Annotated in this window: 21 protein-coding genes; 10 read left to right on the top strand and 11 right to left on the bottom strand. The window is 70.5% G+C overall.

What is annotated here, in order from left to right; all coding sequences use genetic code 11:
* The first annotated feature begins 6 nt into the window (after positions 1-6).
* The 6 genes from AC5RVV_RS00585 (at position 7) to AC5RVV_RS00560 (ending at position 6,379) form a co-directional block, all read left to right on the top strand.
* Entirely contained in the window at positions 7-1,125 is a 1,119-nt protein-coding gene (locus AC5RVV_RS00585; protein ID WP_493999521.1) for an ABC transporter substrate-binding protein, read from the top strand.
* Positions 1,126-1,239: 114 nt separating this feature from the next.
* Positions 1,240-2,136 (top strand): ATP-binding cassette domain-containing protein, encoded by an 897-nt coding sequence (locus tag AC5RVV_RS00580; RefSeq protein WP_494001244.1) that lies wholly within the window; start codon positions 1,240-1,242, stop codon positions 2,134-2,136.
* Complete coding sequence (locus tag AC5RVV_RS00575; RefSeq protein ID WP_493999520.1) at positions 2,133-3,389, top strand: sugar ABC transporter permease; 1,257 nt, start codon at positions 2,133-2,135, stop codon at positions 3,387-3,389. Before AC5RVV_RS00580 ends, AC5RVV_RS00575 begins: the two co-directional genes overlap by 4 nt.
* A 20-nt stretch (positions 3,390-3,409) precedes the next feature.
* Positions 3,410-4,894 carry an FGGY-family carbohydrate kinase gene (locus AC5RVV_RS00570; RefSeq protein ID WP_493999519.1) on the top strand — a complete coding sequence of 495 codons (1,485 nt, stop codon included), beginning with the start codon at positions 3,410-3,412 and terminating at the stop codon, positions 4,892-4,894.
* A 130-nt stretch (positions 4,895-5,024) separates the two neighbouring features.
* Positions 5,025-5,699, top strand: coding sequence for a potassium channel family protein (locus tag AC5RVV_RS00565; RefSeq protein WP_493977903.1), 675 nt, complete (start codon positions 5,025-5,027; stop codon positions 5,697-5,699).
* Positions 5,696-6,379, top strand: coding sequence for a potassium channel family protein (locus tag AC5RVV_RS00560; RefSeq protein ID WP_493999518.1), 684 nt, complete (start codon positions 5,696-5,698; stop codon positions 6,377-6,379). Before AC5RVV_RS00565 ends, AC5RVV_RS00560 begins: the two co-directional genes overlap by 4 nt.
* A gap of 77 nt (positions 6,380-6,456) precedes the next feature.
* On the opposite strand, the gene AC5RVV_RS00555 is transcribed toward AC5RVV_RS00560, so the two are convergent.
* The 4 genes from AC5RVV_RS00555 to dut form a co-directional block, all read right to left on the bottom strand.
* Positions 6,457-7,239, bottom strand: a complete 783-nt coding sequence (locus AC5RVV_RS00555; protein ID WP_493999517.1) for a DUF3159 domain-containing protein — start codon at positions 7,237-7,239, stop codon at positions 6,457-6,459.
* A gap of 3 nt (positions 7,240-7,242) precedes the next feature.
* Positions 7,243-7,590, bottom strand: a complete 348-nt coding sequence (locus AC5RVV_RS00550) for a hypothetical protein (protein WP_493999516.1) — start codon at positions 7,588-7,590, stop codon at positions 7,243-7,245.
* The gene (locus tag AC5RVV_RS00545) at positions 7,583-8,308 is read right to left on the bottom strand and encodes a DUF3710 domain-containing protein (RefSeq protein WP_493999515.1); all 726 of its coding nucleotides are present in this window, start codon (positions 8,306-8,308) and stop codon (positions 7,583-7,585) included. Before AC5RVV_RS00545 ends, AC5RVV_RS00550 begins: the two co-directional genes overlap by 8 nt.
* Positions 8,309-8,426: 118 nt before the next feature.
* A complete protein-coding gene (gene dut / locus AC5RVV_RS00540; RefSeq protein ID WP_493999514.1) occupies positions 8,427-8,891 on the bottom strand; it encodes a dUTP diphosphatase in 465 nt (154 codons plus the stop codon).
* 191 nt (positions 8,892-9,082) lie between these two features.
* On the opposite strand from dut, the gene AC5RVV_RS00535 reads away from it, so the two are divergent.
* Positions 9,083-9,589, top strand: coding sequence for a DUF3093 domain-containing protein (locus tag AC5RVV_RS00535; protein WP_493999513.1), 507 nt, complete (start codon positions 9,083-9,085; stop codon positions 9,587-9,589).
* A 51-nt stretch (positions 9,590-9,640) separates the two neighbouring features.
* Here AC5RVV_RS00535 and AC5RVV_RS00530 read toward each other — a convergent pair whose 3' ends face one another.
* A complete protein-coding gene (locus AC5RVV_RS00530) occupies positions 9,641-9,943 on the bottom strand; it encodes a DUF4193 domain-containing protein (RefSeq protein WP_493987423.1) in 303 nt (100 codons plus the stop codon).
* 324 nt (positions 9,944-10,267) lie between these two features.
* Here AC5RVV_RS00530 and sepH point away from each other — a divergent pair, with 324 nt between their 5' ends.
* Positions 10,268-11,716 carry a septation protein SepH gene (sepH, locus tag AC5RVV_RS00525; RefSeq protein WP_493999512.1) on the top strand — a complete coding sequence of 483 codons (1,449 nt, stop codon included), beginning with the start codon at positions 10,268-10,270 and terminating at the stop codon, positions 11,714-11,716.
* Positions 11,717-11,806: 90 nt separating this feature from the next.
* Here the strand turns inward: sepH and AC5RVV_RS00520 are convergent, their stop codons facing one another.
* From AC5RVV_RS00520 to AC5RVV_RS00510, 3 genes are all read right to left on the bottom strand, one after another.
* The gene (locus tag AC5RVV_RS00520) at positions 11,807-12,907 is read right to left on the bottom strand and encodes an alkaline phosphatase family protein (RefSeq protein ID WP_494001243.1); all 1,101 of its coding nucleotides are present in this window, start codon (positions 12,905-12,907) and stop codon (positions 11,807-11,809) included.
* Positions 12,908-12,992: 85 nt separating this feature from the next.
* Positions 12,993-13,658: a DUF5998 family protein gene (locus AC5RVV_RS00515; RefSeq protein WP_493977911.1), complete on the bottom strand. Its 666-nt coding sequence runs from the start codon at positions 13,656-13,658 to the stop codon at positions 12,993-12,995.
* 47 nt (positions 13,659-13,705) lie between these two features.
* Positions 13,706-16,414 (bottom strand): bifunctional acetate--CoA ligase family protein/GNAT family N-acetyltransferase, encoded by a 2,709-nt coding sequence (locus tag AC5RVV_RS00510; protein WP_493999511.1) that lies wholly within the window; start codon positions 16,412-16,414, stop codon positions 13,706-13,708.
* Between the two features lie 47 nt (positions 16,415-16,461).
* Between AC5RVV_RS00510 and AC5RVV_RS00505 the strand changes: the two genes are divergently transcribed.
* Positions 16,462-18,960: a DNA gyrase/topoisomerase IV subunit A gene (locus AC5RVV_RS00505; protein WP_493999510.1), complete on the top strand. Its 2,499-nt coding sequence runs from the start codon at positions 16,462-16,464 to the stop codon at positions 18,958-18,960.
* 9 nt (positions 18,961-18,969) lie between these two features.
* Positions 18,970-19,488, top strand: coding sequence for a DinB family protein (locus AC5RVV_RS00500; RefSeq protein ID WP_493999509.1), 519 nt, complete (start codon positions 18,970-18,972; stop codon positions 19,486-19,488).
* 61 nt (positions 19,489-19,549) lie between these two features.
* Here AC5RVV_RS00500 and AC5RVV_RS00495 read toward each other — a convergent pair whose 3' ends face one another.
* From AC5RVV_RS00495 to cydB, 3 genes are read right to left on the bottom strand one after another with little or no spacing between them, the layout of a single operon-like run.
* Positions 19,550-20,533, bottom strand: a complete 984-nt coding sequence (locus AC5RVV_RS00495) for a GNAT family N-acetyltransferase (protein WP_493999508.1) — start codon at positions 20,531-20,533, stop codon at positions 19,550-19,552.
* A gap of 4 nt (positions 20,534-20,537) precedes the next feature.
* Positions 20,538-23,957 carry a thiol reductant ABC exporter subunit CydD gene (gene cydD / locus AC5RVV_RS00490; RefSeq protein ID WP_493999507.1) on the bottom strand — a complete coding sequence of 1,140 codons (3,420 nt, stop codon included), beginning with the start codon at positions 23,955-23,957 and terminating at the stop codon, positions 20,538-20,540.
* Between the two features lie 5 nt (positions 23,958-23,962).
* On the bottom strand, positions 23,963-24,982 hold the full coding sequence (gene cydB, locus AC5RVV_RS00485) for a cytochrome d ubiquinol oxidase subunit II (protein ID WP_493999506.1): 1,020 nt from the start codon (positions 24,980-24,982) through the stop codon (positions 23,963-23,965).
* Positions 24,983-25,004 lie beyond the last annotated feature (22 nt).

Raw genomic sequence — 25,004 nt, 5'->3', positions numbered from 1 at the left:
GTTCCGATGAACAAGAAGAACACACGGGGAATCATGGGCCTCACCACGGCCCTCGTTCTTGCAGCCGGCATGACTGCTTGCGGTGGTGGCGGCGGCGGTGAAGGCGGCGGTGCCGGAGGCGGCGGCGGCGGGACAGCAGGCGGTGGCGGCGGCCAGGCCGAGGGCAAGATCGCGTTCCTGATGCCGGACCGTGCTTCGACCCGCTACGAGCAGCAGGACAGCCCGCTGTTCAAGGCCAAGGTCGAAGAACTGTGCGGCGGCTGCGAGGTGCTGTACCAGAACGCCGACGGCGACGCGAACAAGCAGCAGCAGCAGGCCAACGCCATGATCACCCAGGGCGTCGAGGTCCTGGTCCTGGACCCGGTGGACAGCACCGCTGCCGCCTCGCTGGTCAACACCGCGAAGGGCCAGGGCATCAAGGTTGTCACCTACGACCGGCCGGTCCCGGACACGCCGGCGGACTTCTACGTCTCCTTCGACAACAAGAAGATCGGCAGCCTCATCGCCGAGGACCTGGTCAAGAAGCTGGACGCCGACGGCGAAGAGACCGGAGGGGTGCTGATGGTCAACGGCTCCCCCACGGACCGGGCCGCGCAGCTGATCAAGGAGGGCGCGACGGAAGCGGTCGAGGCCAGCGAGCATAAAATCCTGGCCTCGTATGACACCCCGGAGTGGCAGCCGTCGAAGGCCCAGGACTGGGTGGCCGGCCAGATCACCCAGTTCGGTGAAGACATCACCGGCATCGTGGCCGCCAACGACGGCACGGCCGGCGGCTCCATCGCCGCCCTGAAGGCCGCCGGTGTCTCGCCCTTCCCGCCGGTCACCGGCAACGACGCGGAGGTCGCCGCGATCCAGCGGATCATCAAGGGCGACCAGTACAACACGATCTCCAAGCCCATCAAGATAGTCGCCGAAAAGTCGGCAGAGGTGGCGGTCCAGCTGCTCAACGGCGAGACCCCCGAACCCGACGCGACGCTCTTTAACACCCCGTCAGCGCTGTTCGTGCCGACGGTGGTCACCAAGGAGAACGTCAAGGAAGTGATTTTCGACGGCGGCATCTACAAGCCTGAAGAAATCTGCACCGGCGAGTACAAGGCGGGCTGCGACGAACTCGGCATCAAGTAGCGCAGCCGCGAACGGCGGTGCCGCGCCCACCGCGGCACTGCCGTCGTAAGGGAAGGGGAAGCAGTGTCCACTGTGTCAGCGGAACGGCCGGAGGCTACCGCCCCGGTACTGTCCATGCGGGGCGTGAGCAAGCACTTCGGTGCCGTGGCCGCCTTGACCGACATCGACCTGGACGTCCACGCCGGCGAAGTGGTCGCCCTCGTCGGCGACAACGGCGCCGGGAAGTCGACGCTGGTCAAGATCCTCGCGGGCGTGCATCCCCAGGACGCCGGTACCGTGAACTTCGACGGCCAGGACGTGACGATCCACACGCCGGTGGATTCCATTCAGCTGGGCATCGCCACGGTATTCCAGGACCTCGCCCTCTGCGACAACCTCAGCGTGGTAGACAACCTCTTCCTCGGCCGGGAGCTGGGCGCCTGGCGGCTGAACGAAGTGGAGATGGAGGTCCAGTCGTGGAAGCTGCTGCGCCAGCTCTCGGCGAAGATCCCCTCGGTCCGCATCGCGGTTGCCTCCCTCTCCGGCGGCCAGCGCCAGACCGTCGCCATCGCCCGGTCGCTGCTCGGCAGCCCCAAGCTCATCATCCTCGACGAGCCCACCGCAGCCCTCGGCGTGGCGCAGACGGCCGAGGTGCTGAACCTGGTGGAGCGGCTGCGCGAAAACGGCCTCGCGGTGATCATGATCAGCCACAGCATGCAGGACGTCAAAGCCGTCTCCGACCGTGTCGCGGTGCTGCGGCTGGGGAAGAACAACGGCACGTTCCGGATGAAGGACGTCTCGACCGACGACCTGATCGCCGCCATCACCGGAGCCACGGACAACGTCGTGACCCAGCGCGCCGCCCAGACCGGGGCAGCGGCGGCGGGCGGCGCGGCAGGAACGAACGGCGGGGCCGAGGGGGCCGGGCTGGGCGGACCGGGCGGAGGCTCGCTCCCGCCCGGCCAGGCCGCCGGAAGCGCGGGCCGACAGGGGTCGGGGGCAGGAGCACCGGAAGAAGGGACCGTACCATGACAACGAATCCAGCCGCCCCGGTCATCCCGGTGGCCACCGACCTGCAGGACGAACGGCTGATCCGGACCGAGGGCTTCAAGGGCGCCGTCAAGGTCGGGATCAACCGGGTCCGCGGCGGCGACCTGGGCGTGCTGCCCATCGTCGTCGGGCTGCTGGTCATCTGGTCCATCTTCCAGGTGCTCAACCCGTTCTTCCTCTCCAGCGCCAACCTGGTCAACCTGCTGCTGGAAAGCGCCGCCGTCGGGGTCATCGCGCTGGGCATCGTCTGCGTCCTGCTGGTCGGCGAAATCGATTTGTCCGTCGGCTCCGTCAGCGGCCTGTCGGCCGCGATCGTGGGAGTCACCTTCATCAAGCAGGACTGGCCCATCGGGCTGGCGATCCTGACCGCGATGGCGGCCGGCGCCGTGATCGGGCTGGTCTATTCGCTGGTCTACACCAGGTTCGGGGTCCCGTCCTTCGTGATCACGCTGGCCGGCCTGCTCGGTTTCCTCGGACTGCAACTGTTCGTGCTCGGGGTCGAGGGCACCATCAACCTGCCGTTCGATTCCTTCCTCGTCTGGTTCGGCCAGCAGGCCTTCGTGCCGGGCTGGCTGTCGTACGTGCTGGCGGTCGTCGGCGTGGCCGGCTTCTTCCTCAGCCAGCTCACGCTCTCCCGCCAGCGGGTCAAGGCGGGCCTGTCCGGGCGCCCGATGCGGCTGGTCGTGATGCAGACCATCCTGCTGGCCGTGATCCTGCTGTTCGCGGTCTGGTACCTGAACCAGGCCCGCGGCGTCGGCTGGATGTTCGTCTTCTTCGCCGCCCTGGTGCTGGTGATGCACTACGCCTTCACCCGGACCCAGTGGGGCCGCTCCGTCTACGCCGTCGGCGGCAACCGGGAAGCGGCGCGGCGGGCCGGCATCGCCGTCAACCGCGTCTACGTGTCCATCTTCGTCCTGTGCTCGACGTTCGCGGCCGTCGGCGGCATGCTGGCGGCCGGCCGGTTGGCCGCCTCGGCGCAGAGCAGCGGCACCGGGGACGTGAACCTGAACGCCATCGCCGCCGCGGTGATCGGCGGGACCAGCCTGTTCGGCGGCCGCGGCTCGGCCTTCTCGGCCCTCCTGGGCATCCTGGTCATCCAGTCCATCTCCAGCGGCCTCACCCTGCTGAACCTTGAGTCCTCTTTCCGGTACATGATCACCGGCCTGGTGCTGCTGCTGGCCGTGATCCTCGACGCCGTCTCCCGCAAGTCCCGCACCTCGCACGGCCGCGCCTAGTGGCCGGCCGCCGGAGCGACATGTTCCTGGGCATCGACATCGGCACGGGCAGCAGCAAGGCCGTGCTGGCGGACGCCGGGGGCGGGGTGCTGGACAGCGCCGCGGTCGCGCACGAGGTCAGCTACCCGCGGCCCGGCTGGGCCGAGTTCGACGCCGAGGGCGGGGCGTGGGCGGAAGTGGTCCGGCTGTGCCGGGAGCTCTTGTCGCGGAACGACGCCGGGGCCGTCGCCGGCGTGTGTGTCAGCGCGATGGGTCCGTCCCTGGTGGTCACGGACGAGAACCTGGTCCCGTTGCGGCCGGCGATCCTGTACGGAATCGACGCGCGCGCCGTCGTCGAAATCCGCGAATTGACGGAGGAGTTCGGTGCCGAGGAAATCTTTCGCGAGGCGGGCAAGGTCCTGTCCTCCCAGGCCGTGGGACCGAAGCTCCGCTGGCTCCGCAACCGGGAGCCGGAGGTCTTCGCCCGCGCCCGGAACTGGCACAGCCTGAACTCCTTCATCCTGGCCAAGCTGACCGGCGAGCTGGTGTTGGACCACCACACCGCCAGCCAATGCGATCCGCTCTACGACCTTCGCGGCAACCGGTGGCATCCGGACCGGTACGGCGCCGTCGCCGGCCACCTGCCGGAGCCCCGGCTGGCGTGGCCGTCGGACGTCGGCGGCCGGGTCCACCGCCGGGCGGCCGATGCCACGGGGCTGCCGGAGGGCGTGCCGGTCTGCGCGGGCACCGTCGACGCCTGGGCCGAGGCGTTCAGCGCGGGCGTGCGGCAGCCGGGCGACCTCATGCTGATGTACGGCTCCACGATGTTCTTCGTCCAGGTCCTCGGGGAGTTCCGGTCCGAACCCAAGCTCTGGACGACGGCCGGCGTGGAGCCGGGGTCGCTGACCTTGGCCGCGGGGATGTCCACGTCCGGGAGCCTGACCACGTGGTTGCAGCGGCTGTTCGGCGACGTCCCGTTCGAGCAGCTCGTCACTGAGGCCGCCGCGGTGCCGCCGGGATCCGACGGTCTGCTGCTGCTGCCCTACTTCGCCGGCGAACGGACCCCTGTCTTCGACCCGGACGCCCGCGGGCTGATCACCGGCCTGTCGCTGCGCCACGGGCGCGGCCATCTGTTTCGTGCCGCCTATGAGGGCATCGGCTTCGGCATCCGGCAGATCCTGGAGTACCTCGAGCACGCGGGCGAACCGATCCGGCGCGTCGTGGCCGTCGGCGGCGGCACCAAGGCCAGGCTCTGGACGGAAATCGTCAGCAACATCAGCGGGCGCGAACAGCTGGTCCCGGAACAGGCCATCGGCGCCAGCTACGGGGACGCGCTGCTCGCCGCCATCGGCACCGGGGCCGTGCCCGCCGGGACGAACTGGGCGCGCACGGCGGCGACCGTGAGTCCCGATTTAGCGACGGCTCCGCTGTATGAAAAGCTCTACGCCACCTACAGCCACCTGTACCCGTCGAACCGGGAGCACATGCACGTGCTCGCCGCCCTGCAGGAGCCCGCGGCCGGGTAGGCGGTCCCGACCGGCGCGCTGGCGCCGGCGCCGTTTCGAACCCCGGGCTCATGGCATCGATGGACCGGTTCAGCGTTATGGTTGCAGTACATTTGATTCCCGCGTTGCAGCGGGTGCCGGAAGGACGTGGATGGCGCACTTTGTGATCATGGGCTGCGGGCGCGTAGGCGTGACGCTGGCCCACACCCTGGAGGACTCGGGGCACAGCGTGGCCATTATCGACCAGGACGACCGGGCATTCCGCCGGCTGCGCTCGGGGTTCACCGGCCGCAAGGTCACCGGCGTCGGATTCGACCGCGACACCCTGCGGCACGCAGACATCGAGAACGCCTACGCCTTCGCTGCCGTTTCCAGCGGCGATAACTCCAACATCCTCGCCACCCGGGTGGCCCGCGAAACCTTCCACGTGCCGCATGTGGTGGCCCGCATCTACGATCCCGGCCGCGCCGAGATCTACCAGCGGCTCGGCATCCCCACGGTGGCCGCGGTGCGCTGGAGCGCCGATCAGGTGCTGCGGCGGATCCTGCCCGAACAGGGCATCAAGGGCGACTTCCGTGAGGCCTCCGGCCGCCTGATCCTGGGTGAGGTGCAACTGGACGACGGCTGGGTGGGCCGGGAACTGGCCGAGATTGAAGCCGCCTCCGGCGCCCGGGTGGCCTACCTGACCCGTTTCGGCGAGGGAATCCTGCCCGCCCGCGGCACCCGCTACCAAAAGGGCGACATCGTCCACGCCATGATGGCGGTGGATTCGACCTTCGAAATCGACAGGATCCTGTCCAAGCCCCCCGTGGAGGAGTCCGAATGAGGGTGGTCATTGCCGGCGCCGGCAGCGTCGGATCGTCGATTGCTCGGGAGTTGCTCTCGAACAACCACGACATCCTGCTGATCGATCCGAAGCCCGAGGTGATCGGCCGCAGCGGGCTGAAGGGCGCGCGCTGGCTGATCGGCGACGCCTGCGAGATCACCACCCTGCGTGAAGCCCGGCTGGAAGAAGCCGACGTGGTGGTCTCGGCCACCGGCGACGACAAGGTCAACCTGGTGGTCTCGCTGCTGGCCAAGAGCGAGTTCGGCGTCGGCCGCACGGTGGGACGCGTGAACAACCCCAAGAACGACTGGATGTTCGACGACTCCTGGGGCGTGGATGTTGCCGTGAACACCCCGCGCCTGATGACCGCCCTGGTGGAGGAAGCCGTGGAGATCGGGGACCTGGTCCGGCTGCTGACCTTGCAGAGCGGCGTCGCGTCCATGGTCGAGTTCACGGTTCCCGCGGACTCGGCGCTGATCGGTCAGCGGCTCGGCTCCATCGCCTGGCCGCAGGATGCCACGGTGGTGGCCATCCTGCGCGACGACGCGCCGATCACGCCGAGCCCTGACGACGTGGTGGAAGGCAGCGACGAGCTCTTCTTCATCACGACCATCGCCGCCGAGGACGAACTGCGTGCGGTCCTGACCGGCCGGCCCGCCGCCGCGGCGGCGGCCGACTAGGTCACGCGGCCCGGCCGGCAGCGGCGGCGGCGGGCCAGCTCACTCGGCCCGGCCGGCCGCGGCGGCGGCGGGCCGGCTCACTCGGCCCGGGCGGCCTCGACGGACGCCGGGCGAGAGACCAGCCACGCCAGCCACAGCCCCAGCGCGTACAGCGGCACGCCCATGAGCAAGCGGGTGGTGCCCAGCGCCACCAGGCCGTCCTCGCCCATCAGGTAGAGGGGAAGCTGCACCACAAGCCGCAGCAGGAGCACCGCCATCACGATCCAGGTGGCCATGGTGTACGCCTTCAGCCGTTGCGGCTGCTGCCGCCATGCCGTTCCCTCGCTGCGGATCAGCCCGAAGATCAGGCCCAGCACCGGCCACTTGACGGCCACCGAAACCAGCATGACCAGAATGTAGGCGGCATTCGTGATGAAGCCCCAGACATAGAAGTCCTCGGCCCGGCCCGTGCTGTTGGCGACGAAGGCGCAGATGGCGACCCCCACGAGGCCGGAGAAGGCCTGCGTCACGGTGCCCCGCTGCACCAGGCGCAGCACGGTGAAGACGGCGGCGGCCGCCAGCGCTCCGATCAGCGCCGGGCCGAGCTCCCGGCCGATGGTGAACACCACCAGGAAGATCACGCCCGGCAGGATGCTCTCGGCCAGCCCGCGGACGCCGCCCACGGTCTTCAGCACGTCGATCTGTCCGTCGTCGGTGCGGTGGACCGCGGCGCTCGCCGCGTAGGCGCCGGCAAGCGCCTCGGCCGCGTCCGGGCGCCTGTTGCCCGGTTCTCCCGCGGGTTCCGGACGCGCGCCGGAGGGCTGCCCGTCCCCGGCCGGCGGCACGCTGTGCGGACCGGAGTCCGGCTGCTGATCTGTCATGGGTTAATTCTCCAACGGGCTGAGGATCTCGTAGCGCGGATTGTAGATGGTGGCGGTTCCTTCCACCCTGAACAGCATTCCCTCGAAGGCCAACCGGATGCCCGCCGCGATGCCGGGCACGCGGCGCTGCCCCAGCCAGACCAGCCGGACCCGCGGGTGCCCGCCGTCACGGGACTTGCCCGGCTCCTGCTGGCCCGCGTCGGTGACGACGGCGGCAAACCGCGGCGGCTGCCCCGGCGGCGCGATGGTGATCGCCTCAACCAACCCGGTTCCGGCGACGTGGCCGCGCTCTGGCAGCCGGGCGATGGGGCTGTCCGCAGGGCCGCGATGGACGCGGGAGCGGTCAGCCAATCTCGGTGATCTCCGGGCCCCGCTCGGGCGCGGTCAGTCCGGGGTTGCGCGGCGCCTCGGGTTGCGGCGGGCCCGGGACGCCCTTGGGCATCTTGAGCTGCAGCAGGTCCTTGGGCGGCAGCGGCTGCGAGCCCCGGACCACCACGGTGGAACGGAAGAGTTCCTCGAGGTCCGCGGCCTTGGCCCGGTCCAGCGCGGCGGGTCCCCCGATCACGCCGCGCAGGAACCAGCGCGGCCCGTCGACGCCGAGGAAGCGGGCCACCCGGAAGCCCTGCTTCCCGTCGGCGGTCTGTGCCGGCAGCTTGGCCACCACCTCGGTGCCCATCGGTCCGTCGATCTCTTGGACCGTGCCGCCCTGTGACCCCACGGAACTCGCGATCTGGGTGCGGATTTCCTTCCACAGCCCCTCGGATTTCGGCGCGGCAAATGCCTGGAGCTGCAAGTTGGAACCGGCCAGGTCCAGGGTCACCGCAACGACCCGCTTGGACTTTTCCTCGACCTCCAGCCGCAGCTGCAGGCCCTCCCGGGGACGGACCTTCAGCGCGCCCAAATCCAGGTAGCCGTTACCGGTGTCCTGCTCGGAGTCGTCGTAGGGGCCGTTCCGGCGGGGACCGCTGTCCGGCGCCGGCCGCGTGGCATCCTCGCCAGGTGCGGCCGCGGCGGCTTCCGGCCCTTCGCCGTCGTTCTGGTTCCTCTTCTTGGAACGCCCAAATGCCATAACGTGAGATTCCTCTTCCTCCGGTCCTGCACCGGGTTGCTCAATGTCTGCGCCGAGGGGATGCCGCCTGCGGCGGGCAGGCGCGCAGGTGCGTGCCCGCCGCACCGCGCGTGCGGAACTAACCGGCGCCGAACCCTCCGGTGGATCCGAATCCGCCGGCCCCCCGCGTCGAATCCGGGAGCTCGGCGACGCGTTCGAACGCGGCCGTCTCCACCTTCTGGATGACCAGCTGCGCGATCCGGTCCCCCCGCTTGAATGTGAGCGTTTCACTGGCATCGGTATTCAGCAAGGTGACCGCTATCTCGCCCCGGTAACCGGCGTCCACGGTGCCGGGGGCGTTGACGATGGTCAGTCCGTGCTTGGCGGCCAGCCCGGAGCGTGGGTGGACCAGGGCAACATACCCGTGCGGCAGCGCCAGCGCCACGCCCGTCGGCACCAGGACACGCTCCCCCGGGGCGATCCGGAAATCGATTCGGCTCCGCAGGTCGGCCCCGGCGTCCCCCGGGTGGGCGTAGGCGGGCGGTTCCAGTCCGTCGTCGAGCATTTTCAGCTGGACCGTCAGCGTTTCAGTTGTCTGCTGCACTCGTGATCGTTTGTCCTTGCGATTGCGGATGTGGCGGCGGGAAGACTGCGGCCGCCAAGGGCCGGGCCCGCTGAGATATTCCGCACATCACTCTAGCGCGTTTTCAACCGTGGCGCCCGCGGGCGGGCGGGCATCCGGGGGCCCGCCGGGAGCAAGGTGAAATGCCTGTCAAAAGGTGAAAAGCTGAGTCCATGACACAACCCGCGACCCCTGCAGGCGGCTCCGGTCCCGCCGGCGGTCCTTCCTCCGTGACCCACTTCGATGAGCGGCTGTGGCCCAATTTCTGGGTTTGGCTCATCGCCGCCGGCACCGCCGCGGCGGTCATCGTCATGCTGGCACCGATCAGCATGACCGCGGGCATCATCGGCGCCGTCGTCGCGGCCATCCTGCTGGCCGTCCTGCTGATCGCTTCCACGCCGCGGATCCTGGTCACCGACACCATGCTGCAGGTGGGCCGCGCCCAGATCGAGCGGCGCTACGTGGGGCGGGTGGAAGCGTTCACCGGCGAGGCCGCCACCGAGCAGCGCGGCCCCAAGCTGAACGGCACCGCGTACATGTGCATGCGCGGCTGGATCGATCCGGTGGTCACCATCGAAATCACCGACGAGACGGATCTGACCCCTTACTGGATCGCCTCCACGCGCCGGCCGCAGCAGCTCGCCGCGGCCCTGAACCGCCCCGCCGCGGACGCGTCCTAGCGGCCCCGGGGGGCGGGCCCCCGGCGGGGCCGGTCCCGTGGTTGCCGGCGGCTACCCCTCGCAGTCCCGGCAGTAGAGCAGCCCGTCTTTCTCCTTGGCCACCTGCGACCGGTGGCGGACCAGGAAGCAGGAAGCACAGGTGAACTCGTCCTGCTGGGCCGGGAGTACGCGGACCAGCAGTTCCTCGCCGGAGAGGTCGGCGCCGGGCAACTCGAACCCCTCGGCGGCCTCGGCCTCGTCCTCGTCGACGACGGCCGACTGCGTGTCGGTCCGCCGGTGCGACTTCAGCTCTTCAATGGACTCCTCGTGGGTCTCTTCGTCAGGCTTCCGCGGGGCGTCGTAGTCAGTGGCCATTGTTGTTTTGCTCCCACTCCGGTGGTCCGGTCCAGTTTCACGTCAGGCCCCCGGTTCCGGGACACGTGCCCGTGCCTGACGATCTGTGCACAGGCTCAACGCGTTCGCCGTCGATTTTGTGCCCGTGACGCGAAGATTCTTGCCGATTTCGGTGCGCCTGCCAAACCCGGGGGCCGCAGGGCGTTCACGGCCGCCTTCGGACGCGGCGCCCGGCCGGGGCGACCTTGGCCACAAACTCCGCGCCACACCCGCGAAAACAATAGGAAAAGCCCGGTATGGGTGGCAGAGTTTCAGGCATAAAGTGTCGTCTGGTGGAGGGTTTTCATGCAGGATCTACGGCTGGTGGGTGTCCATGAGGATGGCGAACATCTGCTGTTGAGCGCAGGTGGGGACGACTACCGTCTGGCCATAGACGAAGCCCTGCGCACAGCGGTCTTCCGACCGACAACAACGCGCGCTCCCGGTGCCGGCGAACCGTCGGACGCCGGTATGTCCCCCCGCGAAATCCAGGCGCGCATCCGAGCGGGCGCCACGGCCGAGGAGGTCGCAGCCGAATCCGGCCTCGACCTGCAGCGGATCCGGCGCTATGAAAGCCCGGTCCTCGCCGAGCGCCACTACATCGTCGAGCAGGCCCGCAAGGTGGAAGTCGCCGGCCCGCTGCCCGGCCACGACGGCTACCGGTCGGCCTTCGGCGACGAGCCCGCCACCCTGGGAGAAATGGTGGACCACCGGATCCACGCCTTCGGCATCGACCCGGAGTCGATGAACTGGGATTCCTGGCGGCGCAGCGACGGCACGTGGGAAGTTGTGGCGTCCTTCACCGCGCCGGCGGCTCCCGCCACCGACTCCATCGGGGAAGAACCGCCCGCCCGCTGGGTCTTCCATGCGGCCCGCCGCACCATCCAGAACGCCAACCGGTGGGCGCAGCAGCTGAGCGAGCTCGAAACCGTGGACGGCCCGGTCCCCGGGCGCCGGCTGAAGGCCGTCACCGACCATGTCTTCGACTTCGAAGCCGACACCGGCGCGGACCCGGACCTCGAGCCGGCAGGGCACGAGGACGGCGGGCAGGACGACGGGCAGGACGACGGGCAGTCCGCCGAGTCGGAAGAGCTGCTGGACGTGCTGCGCTCCCGGCGGGGGCAGCGGCTGGGCGTCGACGAAGATGCCGACGACGCGCTGGCCTTGATGCTCACCCACGGTCCGATTCCGGCGGCCCACCCGCGCGACTCGTTCGAGGACGCGGATGATTCCGGCGACGATCCCGGCGCGCGGCCGCGCGCCGGCTTCCCGCTGACGCTGGCCCCGGCCTACGACGACGGCGCGGTCTCTTCACTGGAATTGGGGCACGGGATCAGCACCCACACGCACGAAATCACGCTCTCCGGCGCGCCCGGTTTCCTGCGGGACGAGCCGGCCGCGGCAACCGGCAGCGGCGTGCGCGACCAGGACGGCGAGCTCACCGGGGAAGAGGCCGACGCAGAGCCGGCGACCGGCGGCGGCGCGCAGGAAACGGGCGCCCCGTCGTACGACCGGATTGAGTTTGTCAGTCCTTCCACCGCAGCGCTGAAAACCGTGGAAAACAGCAGCGGAGCGGCCGCGGAAAAGGCCCGGACGGCGCAGGCCGGCGCGGAGACCGCCGCCGATCCCGAACCCGGGGCCAAAGACACGGTGCGGGAGGATCCGGCCCCGGAACCGCCCAAGCGCTCCATCAAGCCGAAGCGCTCCAGCGTGCCCAGTTGGGACGAGATCGTCTTCGGCACCAAGCACGACTGACCTGCCGCCGGCGGCAGCCAAGACCCGGGCTGGGCGTCCGGCCTGCCAGGCTGCCTGGCCCGTCAACCTCTCGCTGCCTGCGGGCGCGGACTAGCGCCGTTTGCCCGGAGCCACCAGGGTCAGCAGGGGCACTTCCCGCTCCGCCTTCGTCAGCGAGCCGTGCTGGCCGACCACGGACATCGCGGTCTCCGGCACGCGCCGGGTGTCGTAGAACGCCACGGGTTCCCGGGCAGCCACCATCAGGTCTCCGATGCGCGGCAACACCCGCGGGTCCACCCGACCGAAGAACCCGCGGCTGACCGCCTCTTCCCGGGTGAACACCCAGGCCTGCTTCCCATACCGCTCCAGCCAGGCACGGGCCACCTGCTCGCGCTGCCCGGCCGTGGCGTCCGGTTCGAAATAGAGGTGGACCAGCCGCGGTTCGCCGCCGGTGTGCCGCACCCCGGCCACCAGGGCCGGGTCCGCCGAGTAGTCGAAACGGAACTCCTCGGCCACATCGAGCATGCCGTGGTCCGCGGTCAGCAGCAGCAGCGTATCGGCCGGAAGCTGCCGGGCCAGGCGGCGCATGTCCGAGTCAAGTTCCTCCAGTGCATGCCCCCACTGGGCCGAGGCCGCGCCGAACCGGTGGCCCGCCTTGTCCAGTTCGTTGAAATAGAGGTACACCAACGCCCGGTCCGTAGCCGCCAAGGCTTCCGCGGTGGCCTGGGTCCGGGCATGGCCGGTGGCGCCGGGCACGAACCTGCTGCCGCGCAGCGCCGCCCGGGTCATGCCCGACTCCGCGAACCGGGGCAGGCTGACGGTGGTCACCGGCAGCTGCCCGGCTACACGTTCGAACACCGTGGCATGCGGCTGCCACACCTGCGGGTCCACCCCGGGGTCCCAGCCTCCGAGTTGGTTGACCACCTTGTCCTGCCCAGGGTCCAGGACGTCATAGCCGACCATGCCGTGCAGGCCGGGCGCCAGCCCGGTCCCCAGGCTGGCAAGGGACGCCGCCGTCGTCGAGGGAAGGGCGCTGCCGAGGGTCCGCGAGTTGTCCATCGCCTGGCGCAGGAAGGGGGCATGTCCGCCGCGCTGCTTCAGCAGCGCCTTGCCCAGTCCGTCCACCATGACCACGCACACACGCCGCGCCTGCGGCAACTGCAGCTCATTATCGAAGCCCTCGGCGCCCAGCGCGGCCGCGGCACTGGTCATGACCTCCGCGAGCGAGTTGCGGCCGTAGCCGGGGGCAGCCGGAAGCGGTTCCTGTATCAGCGTCACGCAGCGTCGATCCCGCAGATCAGCGGCCGTGGTGGCCGCGGACCAGGCGGTTACCGATGCGCGGGCGCTGCTGCACCGGGCCCGGCGCGGCGGCGGGCTCCGGGTGGCTGGTGCTGACCTTGCGCAGCGCGCGGGCAAAGTCCTTGGCGTTCTGGACCGCCTGCAGCCCGTCGGCCTCCGCGCTGACCCGCAGCACGATGTCTTCCTGGACGATATTGCCCGTGTAGCCGTGGTCGGCGTCGCACTGCGGATCGCCGCAACCGGCCGGGCCCATGTCCAGCCGCTGGCCGCCGGACCAGGCGATGGCCAAAGTCAGTTCGCGGGCCTGGTCGGCGGAGGTGTAGTTCTGCGGCTGGGCGTAGACGTAGCTGAGCACCACGGAGCGGATCTGGCTGACCGGGACCGACTCGGTGGAAATCTGCGCCACCATCTGCTCGCCCTCGTCGTCCAGCTGCTGGTCGTCCACGTGCGTGATCACCAGCATGTCCTCGGTGAGCACCAGCACGGTGATGTGCCGGTGCACCTCGTTGCGGTCGAAGTGTGTCTCCAGGTGCACCAGGTGGGACAGCGGCTCGCGCTCGTCCAGGGCGTCGTGGACCACGTCGGAAACCAGCAGCGGATAAAAGCCGGCCCGGTTGAGGGCGTCGTCGAGACTGCGGCGTTCGGCCGTCGATAGGGGGCTCATGGTTCCATAATCCCCTACCCTGCCGCCGGATGGCCAACCCGGCAGGTTCAGTCCCGCATGGCGCGCCGCGCACTGTCCGTGCGGTGCGCGTGGTTTCCGAGCCGGACTTCGGCGTTCAGCACGGCCAGGCCGCGGTCCGAGAGCTGGACCGGGTTGAGCTCCAGCAGGGCCACTTCGGGATGTTCGTCCTTGAGCTGCGCCACGCGGGCGATCAGGTCTTCGAGCGCCGGAACGTCCACGGCCGGCAGGCCTTGGTAGCCGAAGAGCTTCTCCGCCGCGCGGGGCCCGCGGACCAGGTCCGCCACATCCACGGTGCTCAGCGGGGGGATCCGGTGGGACCAGTCCCCCAGCAGGTTGACGGCGTCGCCGGCCAGCCCGAAGGAGACCACCGGGCCCAGGAGCGGATCCTCGATGGAGCGGATGGTGCAGGCCTGGCCGGCGGGCACCATCGACTGGACTTCCAACGGGATGTCGCCGAACGGGGCCAGGCTGGCCCGCATGTGCGCGATGTTGGCGCGCAGGGTCGCCTCGTCCGTGATGTTCAGCCGGACCCCGCCGAGGTCCAGCCGTTGCCGCAGCCGCGCGTCGGTGGTTTTGACGGCCACGGGCCAGCCGAGCCGTTCGGCGGCGGCCACGGCCTCGTCGTCGTGCGTGAAGCCGGCGGACTCCTGAACCGTGATGCCGTAGCAGCCCAGCAGCCGGGCGGTCTGCGCAGGGGTCGGCGTCAGCAGCTCGGTCCCGGTGACCCCGCCGAGCAGGGCGTCGATCTGCCGTTGCGCCTCGGCGGGATCCGTTCCCGCCGGCTCGGGGAACTCGCCCTGGTCGCGGGCCTTCCATTCGGCGTAGCGGACCGCGGCCGCCAGCGCGTTCACGGCGCTGGCGGGGCTGGCAAAAGCGGGCAGGCCGCGCTGCAGGCCGCCGCCGGAATCCGGGCCTCCGGCGGCGAGCAGGCCGTCGGTCCGTTCGGCCAGGTCGAGCACGCCGGTGAAGGAGGCGACCACCGGCTTGCCCGCCTCTTCGGCGCAGTCCCGCAGCACTTCCGCCAGCCGGGAGGTCGGGATACCGGTGGCGGGAAGGAGGGTGACGACGGCGGCGTGCACCTCGGGTGCGGACAGTGCCTGCCGCACCTGCCGGCGAAGCATCGGGAGCGCGGTGGACTGCCCGGTATCCAGGTCCAGCGCCACCTCCCGCCGGACCACGTCCAGCTGGTGGGCCCTGGCGGCGTCGGCCACCACGTTGCCCAGCGCCAGGGAGTTGCTGAACACGGCCAGGTTGGCGCCGGCCGGAAGCGGCTGGCTGACCAGGACCTGCGCCACGTCCATCAGCTCTTCATTGGTCTCCACGCGGATCACCCCGGATTGGCGGAACATGGCGTCGAGGGCGCCCGGCGGCGCCTGGGTGGTGCGTACCGCATGGCCGGGCGGCAACTGCAGCCCCATCACATCGGACTTGGCGACGATCACCGGCTTGCTGCGCGAGAGCCGGCGCGCGATGCGGGAAAATTTCCGGGGGTTGCCGATGGACTCCAGGTAGAGCCCCACCGCCAGGGTGGCCGGGTCGTCTTCCCAGTACTGCATGACATCGTTGCCGGAGACGTCGGCCCGGTTCCCCGCCGACACCGTGGAGGACAGGCCCAGCCCGCGCCGGCTGGCGGCGGTGTAGAGCAGGACGCCGATGGCCGCGGACTGGCTGAACAGCCCGAGCGCTCCGCGCGGGGGCATAGCGGGCGCCATGGAGGCGTTCAGCGACACCGCCGGGTCGGTGTTCAGGAGTCCGAGCGAGCCCGGGCCGATCACCCGCATCCCGTGGGCGCGGGCCTGGCGCACCAGCTCGCGCTGCCGCTGCAACCCTTCGGTCCCGGCCTGGGAGAAACCGTCGCTGGCCACCAGGATGCCCTTGACGCCGGCGGCGGCGCATTCGCGGGCCACCTTGGGTACTTCCCCGTAAGGGACGGCGACGACGGCGAGTTCCACGGGGTCCGGGACGTCGGCGATGGCGGCATGGGAGATCATGCCGTTCAGTTCGAAGGCCTGCGGGTTGATGGCGTAGACGGGACCGGTAAAGCCGGCTTCGATGATGTTCTCCAGCAGCGAGTAGCCCACGCTGCCCCAGTCCCGGCTGGCGCCGATCACGGCCACGGATCCTGGGGCCAGCAGGGCGGCCACGCTCTTGGCCTCGGCCCGGTGTTCCCGGGAGGCCATGACGGCGCGGGAGCGCTCGGTCGGGTCGATGTCGAACTCGAGGGCGACCACCCCGTCGTCGAAATGGCGCCGCACCTCGTACCCCGCGTCGTTGAAGACGGTGATCATTTTCCGGTTCTCCGGCAGCACCTCGGCGGAGAACTTGCTGATGCCGTTCTCCCGGGCGGCCGCCGCCAGATGCTCCAGCAGGATGGAGCCCAGCCCCCGGCCCTGGTGGGCATCGGCGATATTGAAGGCGACCTCGGCTTCGGCGGGATCGTCCAGCCGGTCGTAGCGGCCGATCCCGATGATTTCATCGCCGATGGTGATGACGAAGGCAACCCGGCTGACATAGTCGACCTTGGTGAAGCGGGCCAGTTCGCGCGGGCTGAGCTTGGACTTGAAGGTGAAGAAGCGAAGGTAGATGGAGCTTTCCGATTGCCCCACGTGGAAGGCCTGCAGGGCCTCGGCATCGGCCGGGACGATGGGGCGCAGGTGCGCCGTCCCGCCGTCGCGCAGCACGACATCCGCCTCCCAATAATCCGGATAATCCGGGGAATCAGCCTCTTGCGCCATAAACTCACTGTATCCGCAACTTTTAGCTAAGGACCGAAGCTCTACCCATGCCCCGCCGCCAGACTCCCGCCCCCGAAGAGGACTACACGGAGAACATCGTCGATATCGACGTGACCTCCGAGATGGAAGGCTCCTTCCTCGAATACGCCTATTCGGTCATCTACTCGCGCGCACTGCCCGATGCCCGCGACGGGTTGAAGCCGGTGCAGCGCCGCATCCTCTACATGATGTCCCAGATGGGGCTGCGGCCGGACAAGGGGCACGTGAAGTCCGCCCGCGTGGTCGGCGAGGTGATGGGCAAGCTGCACCCGCACGGCGACGCCGCCATCTACGACGCGATGGTGCGGATGGCGCAGTCCTTCTCGCTGCGCATGCCGCTGATTGACGGCCACGGCAACTTCGGATCGCTCGACGACGGTCCCGCGGCACCGCGCTACACCGAGGCCCGCCTCGCACCGCCGGCCCTGGCGCTGACCGACCACCTGGACGAAGACGTTGTGGACTTCGTGCCCAACTACGACAACCAGCTGATGCAGCCGGCGGTACTCCCGGCCGCTTTCCCCAACCTGCTGGTCAACGGGTCTTCCGGCATCGCGGTGGGCATGGCCACGAACATGGCGCCGCACAACCTCGGCGAGGTGATCGCCGCGGCCCAGCACCTGATCGCCAACCCGGACGCCACGCTCGAGGACATCATGCGGTTCGTCCCCGGACCGGACCTGCCGTCCGGCGGCAAGATCGTGGGCCTGGACGGCATCCGCGACGCGTACGCCACCGGCCGCGGCTCCTTCAAGACCCGCGCCAAGGTGGAGGTGGAGAAGCTCACCGCCCGCCGCACCGGTTTGGTGGTCACCGAGCTGCCCTACGGCGTGGGCCCGGAGAAGGTGATCGAGAAGATCAAGGACGCGGTGACGTCCAAGAAGCTGCAGGGCATCAGCGACATCGTGGACCTGACCGACCGGCAGCACGGCCTGCGCCTGGTCATCGAGCTGAAGAACGGCTTCAATCCGAACGCCGTGCTGGCGCAGCTGTACCGCTATTCGCCGATGGAGGATTCCTTCGGCATCAACAACGTGACGCTGGTCGACGGGCAGCCGCGCACGCTGGGCCTGATGGAACTGCTGCAGGTCTACATCAGCCACCGCATCGGCGTCGTCCGGCGGCGCACCGCGTTCCGGTTGGGCAAGAAGAAGGACCGGCTGCATCTGGTCGAAGGTCTGCTGATCGCCATCGTGGACATTGACGAGGTCATCCAGATCATCCGTTCCTCGGACGAGGCCGCGGCCGCCCGCGAGCGGCTGATGGCCATCTACGACCTGTCCGAAATCCAGGCCAATCACATCCTCGAACTGCGGCTGCGCCAGCTGACCAAATACTCGCGGATTGAGCTCGAGAAGGAACAGGACGAGCTGCGCCGCGAGATCGCGGCACTGGAGGAAATCCTGGCCAACGAGGCCATGCTGCGCCAGCTGGTGTCCGACGAGCTGGGCGAGGTTTCCGCGCTCTACGCCACGCCGCGGCGGACCGTGCTGCTCGAATCGGAGGCCGCCGCCCCGCTCCGCGGCACCGCCCTGCCGGCTCCCGCCGTCGGCAAGAACGCCAAGGCCGCCCTGCCGCTGCAGATCGCGGACGACCCGTGCTGGGTCCTGCTCTCGGCCTCCGGCCAGCTCGCCCGCACGGTGGACCAGGAGCCCCTGTCGGACGGCCAGCGGATCCGGCACGATGTCCTGGCGTCCGTCGTCAGGACCACGGCACGGGCCGAGATCGGAGCGGTGACCTCGCTGGGCCGGATGCTGCGGCTCCCGGTCCTGGACATGCCGGTGCTCGCCGCCGCTGCCGGGTCGCCCAACCTGGCCGGGGGCGTCCCGGTCAAGGAGTTCGTGACCCTGGCGAAAGGCGAATCGCTGGTGGCCTTGGCGCCGCTGGACAAGGTCCTCGCCCTCGGCACGGCGCAGGGCATCGTCAAGCGCGTGACCCCGGACTACCCGCTCAACCGGGAGGACTGGGAGATCATCGCGCTCAAGCCCAAGGACTACATCGTGGGCCTGAGCGTCCCGGCCGACGACGATGAACTGGTCTTCATCACCCGCCAGGCGCAACTGCTTCACTACCCGGCCTCGACGGTGCGCGCCCAGGGCCGCACGGCCGGCGGCGTCACGGGCATCAAACTGGGCGCGGAAGACACCGTGACGTTCTTTGGTGCGGTCGCCGCGGGGGATGCGGACGCCGTCGTCGTCACCGTCGCCTCCTCGCAGGAGGCCCTGCCGGGCACCTCCCCCGGCTCGGTCAAGGTCACCCCGTTCACGGAGTACCCGGCCAAGGGCCGCGCCACCGGCGGAGTGCGCGCCCACCGCTTCCTGAAGGGCGAGGACATGCTCTCGCTGGCGTGGGCCGGGCACGGGCCGGCGAAGGCCAGCTCGTCCAACGGCGCCTCCCGGGCGCTGCCTACCGAACACGGCCGCCGCGACGGTTCCGGCATACCGTTGTCCCAGCCCGTGGACGCCGTCGGCCCCGCCCTATCGCAGCAGGGGTCACAAGACTCCTAAGCTGGGCGCATGGCGATCATCCCCGATACCAAGGACTGGACGTGGGTCACCGGGCGGCCCTGCCCCGAATGCGGCTTCGACCCGGCCGGCGTCACGCCGGACCGGATCGGCCCTGAGGTGCTGGCCACGGTGCCCCGCTGGCAGGCGGCCCTGGCGGAGCCCGGCGCCCACGTCCGCCCCGACGACTCGACGTGGTCGGTGCTGGAGTACGCCGCCCACGTCCGGGATGTCTGCCGCGTGTTCGATGCCCGGCTGCAGCTGATGCTCGGCCAGGACAACCCGGAGTTTGCCGACTGGGACCAGAACGCCGCGGCCGTTGAGGGACGTTACGCCGGCCAGGACCCGCGCGCCGTCGCCGAGGAGCTGGCGGCAGCAGCCGCGGAGGTCGCGGCCGGCTTCAATGCGGTGACCCCGGCAGAGTGGGACCGGCGCGGCAGGCGCAGCAACGGTTCGGCTTTCACGGTCGTCACGCTCGGCAGCTACTTCCTGCACGACGTCACGCATCACCTGCACGACGTCGGGGCGTAGCCGCCGCCCGGCCGCGGTGCACGACGTCGTAGGTGCACGACGTCGGGGCTGCCTTGCCCGCTCAGGTCAGGGGCAGTTCATAGTCCAGGTAGCGCTTGGTCGGCACGTAGCCCATCCGGGTGTAGAGGGCCAGCGCCCCGCTGGGGTTCTCGGTGTCAACGCCCAGCCCGGCGTGTGCCATCCCGTCGGCCCGGAACCGGCGCATCGCTTCGGCCAGCAGCGACTGGGCAAGCCCGCGGCCGCGCCACGGCCTGCGGACGCCGAGGAGGTTCGTGAACCCTTCGTCATACCCTGACTGCAGCTTGTACTGAGGATCAAAGCTGGCCACCTGGTACGCCACCGTCTCGCCGGAGGCGGCCTCCACCAGCGACATGCTCCACTCCGGCCTGGTCTCAGGGTGCTGCACCAGGTTCTTCCACCGGCGCTCGTCCCTCGGCTCGCTGCCCCAGTGGTCCGCGAACGCCTCGTTGTGGGCGAGCCGCACGGCGTCGCTGTCGCCCGGGTCCAGGTCCACAAAGACGAAGCCCTGCGGCAGCGGCGCGTCCGGAATCTCCACCAGCGGCCGGGTCATTTCGGTGAAGTAGCGGACCACCCTGGCGCCCACCGCTTCCATCAGCGCGTTGTGCGCCGGATCTTGTTCCTCGGTGCTGCTCCGCAGGACGCCGCCGCTGATGCCGGCCGCGCAGAACCGGCGCCGCTGGCGGTCGGCCTGCCACTCGTAGAGCGCCCTGCCGATGCCGCGGCGGCGCCAGTCCGGATCCACCCCGCCCCAAGTGTGGGCGACCGGTGAGCCGGCGTTCGCGTAGACCCGGCCCACGGCACGCACCGTCCCGCCGGCATCCAGCCCGAGGGCGGTGCACTCAGCGGGGTCGTTGGCAGGGTCGTCGAACGCCTCCGCCAGGTCCGCCGTCGTCTCGGTCCAGACCGGTTTGTCCACCGCGGCCATCCGCTGGATCAACCGGTGCCAGCCCTCGATGTCCGAGGCGGACATGGGACGCCAGCGCAGGGCTCCGCCGGGAACGACCGGCAGGTCGGAATTGGTCATTGCCTCAGCTTAGGGCAGCGGCATACGTGCCGGTAGGCAGCTGCAGCCGAAGCCCGCACCATGCGGCTTGCCGTTCGTCGTGCGTCACCATGACCACTGCCTTGCCGGCGAGCCCGCGGCGCAGGTCGGCCAGCAACGCGTCCCCGGCGTCGCGGTCCAGGTGCGCGGCAGGTTCGTCGAGCAGCACCACATCGGAGTCGGCCAGCAGCGCCCGGGCCACGGCGAGCCGCTGCCGCTGGCCGCCGGAGAGGAAGTGCCCGCCCGGGCCGATCCGGGTGCCCAGCCCGTGCGGCAGTTCGGCCAGGAATCCGCCCAACCCCACGGCGGCGAGCGCCGAGCGCATCTCCTCTTCGGCCGGCGGGTCCGTGGCAGGCCGGGCCAGCAGCAGATTGGCGCGGAGCGTCGAGTTGAACAGGTGCGCTTCCTGGGGCATCCAAGCGATGGCCGACCGCGGAGCCCCGCCGGACCTCCCGTTGACCAGGTAGCGGCCGGAGGCCAGTGGCAGGAACCCCAGCAGTACGCCGAGCAGCGTGGACTTCCCGCTCCCCGACGGGCCGGTGACCGCCAGCCATTGACCGCGCTCCACCCGCAGGTCCACGCCGGTGAAGGCGTCGTGGTCCGCGCCCGGGTACCGGTAGGACGCGTTGCGCAGTTCCAGCGCCTCGACCGGAGCTTCCCGCCGTGCTTGGCGGGCCGGGGCCGCGCCGCCGCTGCCCAGCTCCGGAATGACGCGTGCCCCGGCGGCGCGCCAGGCGCCCCATTGCTGCACCGCGGTGTTCACCGCCATGAAAGGTTCGGCCAGCGCCAACTGCATCAGGACGACGACGGCCACCACCCCCGGCACCGTGCCTCCCGCCGAGCCGAGCATCACGACGGCTGAGAGGGAACAGGCCAGCACCGTCAGCGCGTGTCCCAGGCCCTGCGCCCAGGCGCTGCGCTGCACGGCGGCGGTCGCTTCCCGGTCAAGGCGGCGGGCACGCAGCAGCAGCGGCCCGGCAGCCGTGTTTGCGGCCAGGTCCCGCGCGGCCGCCAGCAGCCGCGTGAACGCGTTCAGCGACCTGCCCTTGAGCCGCACGGTGGTTGCCTGGGCGTGGCGGTCCGCCCAGCGCGTCAGCGCGGGGGCTCCCACTATGCAGATCCCGGAGAGCAGCAGCTGCCAGCCAAGGGCCGCGGGCATCAGCAGCGCGGTGGCCACGCAGGACGCGGCGGCCACCAGCAGGCCGACCAGCGGGGCGAAGACCGCCCGAGGGGCGATGTCCCGCAGTTCGTCCACGTCTCCGACCAGCCGCTCCAGGGCGCCGCCGCCGCGTGCCAGCCGCCGCCACGCTGCCGGCCGCTGCAGCAGCCCGTTCCACAACCTGATCCGCAGCCGGTCGGTGCTTTCGAAGACGGCGTCGTGCAGCTTCAGCCGCTCCTGGTAACGCAGGACCGAACGCCCGATCCCGAAGAACCGGACACCGACGATGGAGGTCATCAGGTACAGGATCGGCGGCTGTTCGCTGGCATAGACGATCAGCCAGCCCGACAGGCCCGCCAGCGCGACGGCGAAGAGCGCCGCGCCGAGGCCAAAGCACAGTGCGGCCAGGAACCTGCCGCTCCACGGCCGCAGCAGCGCCGCCTGCCGCCACAGGCCGGGTCCGGCGCCGGCGGCGTCCATCCCCGCCGCTTCGGTGCCGCCGTCCTCCCCCGCCGCTTCCGTGCCGGAGCCCGCCCTTGCTCCGGGCGCCTGCCCGCCGCGTTCGGTGCCCGGTGCCCGGGACCGCACACCATCCGTACCCGACGGGGCGGCAGCAACGGGTTCCCCGGACGCCGGCACCACCGGCACCACGTGGTCGGCGAGCGCCGCGGTGTCCGGGTCGTGGGCCACCAGCACGGTGGTCACCCTGCCGCGGAGACCGTCCAGCGCGGCCTCGATGGCCCGGGCACTGCGCTCATCCACGTGCGCGGTAGGTTCATCGGCCAGCAGCACGTCCACCCCGGGGACATGGTCAATCCGGGCCAAGGCCCGTGCCACGGCCACGCGGCGCAGCTCTCCCGGGCTGAGGTCGCCGGTGTCCGCGTCCGCCAGGCCGGCGGCATTGACCTGCGCCAGCGCTTCCTCCGCCGCTGCACGCCCGGCCGGCCCGGCCAGCCCGGCATACAGCGCCACCTCCTCGGCCGCCGTGGCCTCGGAGGGAACCGGATGCTGCGGGATCCACGCGATCCGGCCGCGGTCGAGGCCGGACACCCGGCCGGCCAGCCGGATGCCGGCCCCGTCCCGGCGCAGGCCCGCCAGGATCTCCAGCACCGTGGTCTTGCCGCCGCCGCTCGGCCCGGACAAGGCGGTGATGCGGCCGGCCGGAGCCGTGAAGTTTAGCCCTTCCAGCACCTGCCCGCGGCCCGGGTAAGCGGCGGTCAGCCCGGCAACCCGCAGCTCCGGCGCTTCCCCGCGGCGCTCCCCGGGCCGGTGCCCGGCGTCCGGAGCGGCGACCAGCGGCCGGCCCGCCGGCGCGTCCAACACGGCCTTGCTGCGCTCGAGGGCTTCCAGTCCGTCTTCGCTCGCGTGGTGCGCCGAGCCGAGGTCGCGCAGCGGTTGGAAACACTCCGGAGCCAGGATCAGGGCCAGCAGCCCGGCTTCCAGTTCCATTCCGCCGTAAACCAGCCGGATGCCCACGAACACCGCCACCACGGCCACGGAAATGGTAGCGATCAGTTCCAGTGCCAGCGAGGACAGGAAGGCGACCCGCAGCGTGGCCAGGGTCCGTTCCCGGTAGGCGCGGGCGACATCGGCCAGGGCCCTGGTCTGCGCGGCGGCCCGCCCCAGGCCGACCAGGACCGGCAGTCCCCGGGCCAGTTCCAGCAGGTGGTCGGACAGGCGGTCCAAGGCGGCGGCCGCCTGTTTCGTCCGGTCTTCGGTGTGCTTGCCGATCAGGATCATGAAGACCGGCACCAGCGGCAGCGTGAGCACCACGATCAGCGCGCTCACCCAGTCCGCGGCCAGGATCCGCAGCCCCACCAGCAGGGGTACGGTGGCGCAGGTCACCAGGGCCGGCAGGTACTTGGCGTAGTAGTCATCCAGGTTGTCCAGTCCCCGGGTGGCCAGCACACTCAGGGCGCCCTCGCCCGGGGCGGAGCCGTTGCGCCCGGCCGGGGAGGCACCGCCGTCGTGCAGGATACGGGCGGCGAGGCGGGCCCGCAGGTCCTCCTTGATGGCGGCCGCAGCCCGTTGTGCGGCCACGTCCTGGCCCCAGGCCGCGGCCGCGCGCAGGACGGCGCCGAGGGCGCCGGGCAGCAGGACCGCATCCCAGCTGAACGTCCCGGCCGCCACGCCCGCCACCCCGGCGGCCACCGCCGAAGCGAGCAAGACCAAGCCGCCCGCCTTGACGGCCGCAGCCAGTCCCAGCAGGTAGAGCGCCCGTTTGCCGGCGGCGCCCACCGGAAGCACCGGCTTCACTGTGCGGTGACGGCGTGTGCTGCGGGGATGGCGGAGGCGCTCACGCGCTTGCGGAACACCCAGTACGTGTAGCCCTGATAGACCAGCACGGCCGGGATGCCGAACAGCGCCACCACGCTCATCACGCCCAGCGTGTAGTCCGACGACGACGCCGAGTCCACCGTCAGGCTGAAGGCCTCGTCGATGGTCGAGGGCAGTACCGTGGGGAACACCGCGGTGAAGATGGTTGCCGACCCGGCGACCACGAAGGTGCCGAGTCCGGCGAAGGAGAGTCCGTCCCGTCCGGCCCTGGCCAGCAGCCAGGCCGCCGCCGCGCCGAGGGCGGCCAGCAACAGCGTCGCCACCGTGACGGCCTTGCCGTGGCGCAGCACCAACACGGCGGCCCACGCGGCCATCGGCAGCAGCGCCACCGGCAGCCAGCGCAGGACCAGCGCCTTGGCCCGCAACCGGACTTCGCCGTCGGTCTTCAGCGCCAGGAACGCCGCCGCGTGGACCAGGCTGAAGCCGACCACCGCCAGCCCGCCGAGCACGGCATAGCCGTTGAACCAGGCGAACGGTCCGCCCACCCGGTCGCCGTTGGCGTTGAGCGGCAGGCCCGTGGTGGTCAGGCCGAGCATGGCCCCGACGCCGAAGGCCGCGACCAACGAGCCCAGCGCGATCGCCCAGTCCCAGCGCGCCCGCCACCGGTCCGTGTCCACCTTGCCGCGGTATTCGATGCCGACGGCGCGGAAGATCAAAGCCAGCAGCACGAGCACCAGCGGGAGGTACAGGCCGGAGAACAGGGCGGCGTACCACTCGGGGAAGGCCGCAAACGTGGCGGCCCCCGCGGTGACCAGCCAGACTTCGTTGCCGTCCCAGACCGGGCCGATGGTGTTGAGCAGCACGCGGCGTTCCGTGTTGTTCCGGGCGAAGCCGCGCATCATCATGCCGACGCCGAGGTCGAATCCTTCCAGGAACAGGTACCCGGTCCAGAAGAAGGCGATGACAATGAACCAGATGGTGGGCAGGGTTTCCATGAGTCGTCCTTATCGATCCGTA

Source organism: Arthrobacter sp. MDT2-34-1 (assembly GCF_059091365.1).
The sequence above is the reverse complement of the archived record's forward strand: the minus strand, read 5'-3'. Positions and strand labels throughout refer to the sequence as shown.